Below are 7,107 nucleotides of genomic sequence, written 5' to 3' on the forward strand. Positions count from 1 at the left end.
GGTGAGCAGCGACGGCATGCAGAAGACGACCACGAACCCTTCGATCCGCGACCGAGCCGACATCTTGCACGCCGAAGCCAGGACCTCCAAAGGATCACGGCGAATCCGCGCCCGCACGCCGCGTTTGTTCAGACTCTCCACCAAATCCCGCGGCGGCTCCTGCCCCGGCGCCACCCACAGCAGACACTCTTCCTGCCCACGCACGCTTCCCCCTCCCCCCCCTGTTCCGGTGCCATGCGATCGCGCAGTGCTTGCGCGAGAGGCAGCATCCGGAGCACGCGGGTTGTCGCGAGGAAGTAATGGTTCTTCCCCTGGCTGGCGGCTCATGGGCGTTTTCAGTCTACCACAGGTTTGAACGTCAGTAGTCTGCATGTTCGCGTAAGTTACCCATCTTCTCAGGACATTTCGCGGCTATCCACAATTCCGATCAGCAATTGTCCCAGTTCAAGGGGTTACAAAGTTCTGAGCATCGCCATGAGTATGGTACTCGTCGTGTGCAGCCACCAAATGAACCCAAGTCATTGGGACACCAGCCACTGGTACAGTTGCTAGAAAGACTGCCTTGGCCTTTGATGTTGCAAACCGGTACTGGCGAGGTGGTAGCACGAAATCCCGCCTGGTGGGAGCAATTAGGAGCCTTGAAAGATCCAGAAGGAGTTAGGCAACAGGTGGAGGCAATACTTGTCCCTAAGCTTTCCGAAAAACCAGAATATGTCAGCCAACGAGCAATCAAGGTTTATCCCAATGGTAGGGAGAATGAGCATGGTAGTGAAAAGGAACTGACCCAGCAAGAAGCATCACCAAATGCTGTATACAGTCGCTGCTATTTGGATAGTCAAGTAAATACTTGTACCTGCGTTGTCGAAGTGCAAAATGGTCAGGAGCGAATCTGGCAATTTGCCAAAATTCCCTTAGATAGTCCTGAGTTTAAAGTTATGAGTGCACAAGAGGAGGTTGCACTCAGCGAGGATTTGTGGTTAGTTTTAGCTACTGATGTGACTGAACAGCAGCAGCTTTGCAAAGAATTAGCAGCAAAGAATGCCGATTTAATTCAACTAAATCGGTTGAAGGATGAGTTTTTAGCTTGTATTAGTCATGAACTCAAAACTCCCCTAACTGCCGTTTTAGGATTATCGCGGTTGCTGGTGGATCAGCAGTTGGGAGAACTTAATGAGCGTCAAGCCCGTTATGCGGGACTGATTCATCAAAGTGGTCGCCACCTAATGAGTGTGGTTAATGACATTTTAGATTTGACCCGCATGGAAACGGGACAAATGGATTTGACGCTGACTCCGGTGAAAATTCAGGCTGTGTGCGATCGCGCCTTATCAGATGCTAAAGCCATCCATACTCAAACTACCAAAACTACATCTGCCTCGCCAACTCAAAACACCCGTTCATCTGCTCCCCAATTCTGCCTTTCCATTGAACTAGGTTTAGACCAGATAGTGGCAGATGAATTACGCTTGCGCCAGATGCTAGTACACCTACTTTCCAACGCCTTTAAATTCACCGAAATATCTGGCGAAATTGGGCTACGGGTGAGCCGTTGGGAAGGATGGATTGCCTTTACAGTTTGGGATACAGGCATTGGCATTCCTGAACACCAGCAACACTTAATCTTTCAAAAATTCCAACAACTAGAAAATCCCCTTACCCGTAAATTTGAAGGCACTGGTTTGGGGCTGGTATTAACCCGGGCCCTGGCTCGTCTCCACGGAGGAGATGTCAGCTTCTTATCGCGTGAAGGAAAAGGTAGCCAGTTTACACTACTTCTGCCGCCCAGTCCCCCGAAAACAGGCTTTTCGGAACCAGATATGGGAATCAAAGAAGAGGAAGAAACGCGACACCAATCGACACGGGAAAACTCAGCCGCCCTTCCTCAGCATGTTATTACATCCACACAGCATCATCCGGCCAGTTCGCAACGGTTGGTTTTGGTAGTCGAGGCAGTAGCCCGATATATTGAAGACTTGACCGAACAACTTAAAGGTTTAGGATATCGGGTAGTGATTGCGCGATCGGGGACAGAAGCAGTCGAAAAAGCTCGGCGCTTGCAACCAATAGCGATATTTTTGAATCCGTTGCTACCCCTGCTATCAGGCTGGGATGTGCTGACTTTACTAAAATCTGACACCGCAACCCGTCGTATATCTGTAATTGTGACAGCGACGGCAGCCGAAAAGGAGCAAGCATTTGCTAACCGAGCCGATGGTTTCTTAAGCTTGCCAGTAGAGAATCACCTTTTAGCACCAGTTCTCGAAAAATTATGTACTTCACCAGCAGTTTTGCCGCAAGGGTTAAACAACAGCGCAATTATCCCAATTAAAACCCCACTGCGAATTCTCCGATTGGTGAATCCCCAGTTAGAATCGGTCAATCCCCACCCCTCACTTCGAGAACACCGGGTGATTGAAGTAGATGACCTAGATCAAGCAGAACTTTTGGCGCGGGTATGGCAGTTTGATGTCATTTTGCTAGATGTCGAAAGTACCACTGCCCAAATTTATCTGCAACAACTAATTCAGCACCCACGTTTGGCGGCTCTACCACTAGTTACTTGCGATGTCGCAACCACCCTAATAGCTTCTAAAATACCGGAGTTATCTGTATTTCCTTACTTAAGACCATTTACTAAAGACAACAGCAGTCGCACTGAAAACACAGATGCCTTACTATCAGTATTGGAAATTGCTTCTGGTATTTGCTGTCCTGCTAACATCTTGGTAGTGGATTTGACAATGCTGCGTGATTTACCACAGGTAAGACGCAGGCAAGTTAAGGGTTATCGCGCAGGAAAAAATTGCTCAATTAGTAGTGAAACTGCGGAACGGGGGTCTGAGTGGTTCCAAGCTTTAATTCAGTACCTACAAACAGCAGGCTTCAAAGCAGCGATGAGTCCCTGTTGGGCAGAAGTGTTACAACAAATTCGCCACCAAAGCGTTGACTTACTGCTAATTTGTTTAGGAGAATCCGCTATCCACAAAGACGTGCTAAAAGCACTGAAAACATTGGGAGATTCGCCTGACAAATTACCACCAATTTTAGTACTGAATCAGCGATTAAATCGCCTAGAAACCAGTTTCCAGCCTGGGGTAGCTGATAAGCAAATTGATAAGCAGAAGAAGAATGGTTTGGAATCGATAGAAACTATTGTTGGTGCGATCGCTACCCAAATATTACCGCGATCAATATCAATGGAAGACCTATTAAACCAGATCAATCACGCTTTAGCTGTCAATAGTTACAATCACAAATGTTAAGGATTATTGAGAATAAATTTGGTGGCGATGTCTACGACGGGCTATGACGCTCGCGGACTCGCTTTGCGCGTCGCTATCGGCGTCGCTATAATTTCTGTTGCTCGGTGGTAAATATCCGATGTGCTAACAAAGCCATACCTTGACTCAGTTACTTACTGAATATCGATCTCGTCCCTGCTGTTTCGCAGCATAAAGGGCTTGATCTGTCAAGGCAATCAGTGTATCTGGTAAATTTCCCGGTATCGGAATTGTACTGGCAATGCCAAGACTGACGGTTACAATCTCACTCACATCAGATTGCTCGTGAGGAATTTTTAATGCTCGAATCGCCTGGTGGATGTTTTGGGCGATCGCGATCGCCCCTTGCTGATCTGTATTCGGCAGAATCACGGCAAATTCTTCACCCCCATAGCGGGCGACCAAATCGGCGGGACGATTCACCTTTTGCTTTACAATTTGTGCTAACTGCACCAAGCAGGCATCCCCAGCTTGATGTCCATAGCAGTCGTTATAGCGTTTGAAATAATCGACATCAAACAAAATTAGAGACAGAGGTTGTTGTTCCTTTGCCAAACGAAACCATTCGTGCTGCAACCGTTGATCAAAGCAACGACGATTAGCAATTTGTGTTAAACCATCTACAGTTGCCAAGTGCTGCAATTCTTGATTGGCAAACTCTAAGGCCAACTGGGCTTGCTCTCGTTCGGTAATTTCTTGCTGCAACTGCACATTGGTTTGAGCGAGTTCAGCCGTGCGATCGCTCACTTCCAGTTCCAGTTCACGAGAATAGTCTGCCAAAATCTGCTCAGAGCGTTTGCGCTCCGTAATGTCCTGAAAGGCAACGAGCGCATACACAATTGCTCCCTGCTCATCCAGAATGGGCGTTCCTAATACTTCCAACGGGATGATAGTCTCATCCAAATGAATCTCTAAATCTTCACTTCTTACCCGTTCTCCTTGCAGGGCGCGTATAGCTGGAAGTTGCTCTGTTGAATATAAGGTGTTTGTGCCTGCCCAATAGATTTGATAGGCAAAGGCGAGTTCGTTAGTATCTACATCTGGTAAAACACTACGTCCCAGAAGCTGTTTAGCCATTTGATTGAAGTATAAAACGTTGCCGTTTGGCTTGTGAACAGCAACGCCAACGGGTAGAGCCTCCAGAAATTGAGCTAGTTGACGCTCATGAGCGACAGTAAGACGGATGGTTTCTTTTTCAAGCTGTGTAATTTGCAAGTGGGTGTGAATCCGAGCTAATAGCTCATCTTTCGTAATGGGTTTGATGAGATAATCGTTAGCACCCACCTCTAACCCCAATACAATATCTTCTGGTTGGTTGCGGGCACTGAGCAAAATGATCGGTAGGCGATCGGCAGAAATCCGTTGCCGAATCACTTGAATTACCTCATAACCAGTCATTCTCGGCATCATCACATCCAGCAAAATGATGTCAGGGTTAAAGCCTCGTTCTAGCAATGCCAGGGCTTCCTGCCCATCGATCGCCAAGGTGAGCGTGTAATTCTGAAATTTCAGAAAGTTCTTCAACACCTGAAGGTTGATGGGTTCGTCGTCCACAATCAAGATATGGGGGAACAACCCTTCAATAGATGATTCTTTTGGACGTTCTGGCGATGAGTTCGCTAGCGAATTCAAAACAGATTCTGGTTGCGAATCAGGTGCAGCCTTGGTTAACGGGGAAGTGGACAGCAACACGGGAGTCATGCTGGGTTGCTGACAAATCGGTAGCGTGAAGGTAAACACCGATCCCTTGCCCAATTTTGACTCTACCCAGATCCGTCCACCGTGTAATTCGATCAAGTTTCGGGTGATTGCCAGTCCTAAGCCAGTACCTCCATACTGCCGACGGGCAGATCCTTCCACCTGCTCAAAGGACTCAAAGATCCGATCTAACTTATCCTTTGGAATACCAATGCCAGTGTCGGAGATACTGATGGCGATGTGTGAAGTTGGGCATTGGGCATCCCTTCGGCTTCGCTCAGGGCAAGTGGGCATGGGGCATGGGGCATGGGGCATTGGGCATTGAGTATTAGTTATTTCCCCCTGCTCCCCTGCTCCCCCTGCTTTCCCTGCTCCTTCTGCTTCCCCTGTCCTCTGCACCATGCCCCCTGCCTCCTGATTCCCATTGATCGTAAGTTTGGCGAAAATTTCCACTGTGCCAGAAGGAGTGAATTTAATCGCATTGCCGATCAGATTATGCAGAATCTGTTGCAAACGGTTTTCATCGGCATTAATCAGGGGTAATTCTGCCAGAACGTGATTGAGGAGTTGAATATCTTTTGTACCAATTAAGGCGCGATCTAGTTGCAAGACCACCTCAACTATTTCCCGCAAACTAATCGGTTTAAGATGAAGATGGAGTTCTTGATGGCGCAGTTTGGAGAAGTCGAGAATATCATTGACCAAATTGACTAACCGTTTGCCACTTTGAGTCAGCATTTTTAGGTTATAGTGCTGCTCACTTGATAAGTCACCTGTTGCCCCGTCTAACATCGACTCAGCAATGCCAATCATGCCATTAAGTGGTGTGCGAAGTTCATGGGAAGTGTTGGCTAAAAATTCATCTTTGAGTTGATCGAGGCGCTTTAAATCTTTATTTTGTTTCTCTAACGTTGTCAAATAATTGCGAATCTGCGCTACCATGACATTGAATGTATCAGCAAGCAGTCCTAATTCATCATTGCTATTGACATTGACAGTCACATCATAGTTGCGATCGCTGACTTTTTGAGCGGCTAACTGTAGCTGAGTTATTGGGCCGCTCAACCACCGGGCTAATAGGACTGCTAGTAGAATTGACAGAATCAAACTAGCAGCAATTATGCTCAGACAAGTTATTTGGAGGTTACGAAGCTGATTAACCTCGCTCTGGGGTACGTATGCTACGCCGAGAACTGCGATTGTTCTACCCTGCTGATCTTTTATCGGTATGGCTGCTCTTAGTGCTGTAAATAAGCTACTGCTGTAGAATCCGTCTGAAACTTGCATCTCACCATCAAAAGCATCTTTATATACCGATTCAATAGGAACATACAAAGCTGCGACTGGGATACCTGGCCAATTATCCCACGGATCTGGTTCTGGACTCATTGAAGCGAGGTACTTCAGAACGCGGCGATTGGGTGACTCTGGAGTTGTCACAATCAGACTAGTCATAACTCCAGAAATATTAAAGGAACTCTTCGAGTAATAATTCTGCCAAGGTTGAACCTTACTTTTACTCGCCTGGTTAATCCTACGCAATATCTGAACGAGTTCCTGAAAATCTGCTGTACTTTCATACTTATGAATTGTGTCGGCATTCAGACTACTTCGTACTTCTCCTGGCTTGAGTCTCTGTATATCAGTTACACTGACCTGGGAATCCCGATCAACATCTGCCTTTAAGCGAACGATACTCTCACGAACTTCTGGATCAAACAGAAATGTGCCTAAATGTCCAATGTCTTTGAGTCGCCCTGTCATCTGGTGCATGATCAGTTGATAGGTTGTGGAGTAGAAGTAATACACACTCGCACTGGTCACACCCACAGATAGCGCTGCGATCGCCAGACCCAGCTTGACTCCAAATAACATTTTCATAAACAGGCATCTTCTGCTCTTGAAGTTAGATTATAGTTCCCCCAATAAGCATAAAACTTGCGAAGCTGTCATTTGTCGTTATGAAATATCCATTTTTTCACTTTTCTTTTTCTTAAAAGGAACTCGAACCAAGTTATAAGCACCCTTGGTCGATAAATTCTTGTAATCATCTGGCTGCAAGTCCATTTGTAAAAACTTTTTCTGTTCAGCTAACAGCAGCACTGAGGCAGGTTTTAGTCCTTTGGCA

The 7,107-nt window shown here is 46.6% G+C and carries 3 protein-coding genes; 1 reads left to right on the forward strand and 2 read right to left on the reverse strand.

Annotation, left to right across the window (positions count from 1 at the left end; translation table 11 throughout):
- On the reverse strand, nt 1-204 hold a 204-nt coding region (locus LC574_RS18605; protein ID WP_229454878.1), incomplete at its 3' end, for a hypothetical protein.
- Nucleotides 205-434: 230 nt separating this feature from the next.
- On the opposite strand from LC574_RS18605, the gene LC574_RS18610 reads away from it, so the two are divergent.
- On the forward strand, nt 435-3,263 hold the full coding sequence (locus LC574_RS18610; RefSeq protein WP_229454879.1) for an ATP-binding protein: 2,829 nt from the start codon (nt 435-437) through the stop codon (nt 3,261-3,263).
- A gap of 144 nt (nt 3,264-3,407) precedes the next feature.
- On the opposite strand, the gene LC574_RS18615 is transcribed toward LC574_RS18610, so the two are convergent.
- Entirely contained in the window at nt 3,408-6,860 is a 3,453-nt protein-coding gene (locus LC574_RS18615; protein WP_229454880.1) for a diguanylate cyclase, read from the reverse strand.
- Nucleotides 6,861-7,107 lie beyond the last annotated feature (247 nt).

This window comes from Nostoc sp. CHAB 5715, assembly GCF_020829685.1.
Taxonomy (GTDB): Bacteria; Cyanobacteriota; Cyanobacteriia; order Cyanobacteriales; family Nostocaceae; genus Nostoc.

Bases quoted from the DNA above. Each gene is read 5' to 3' on its own strand.
- LC574_RS18615 (WP_229454880.1), bottom strand. From the start codon at position 6,860: ATGAAAATGTTATTTGGAGTCAAGCTGGGTCTGGCGATCGCAGCGCTA.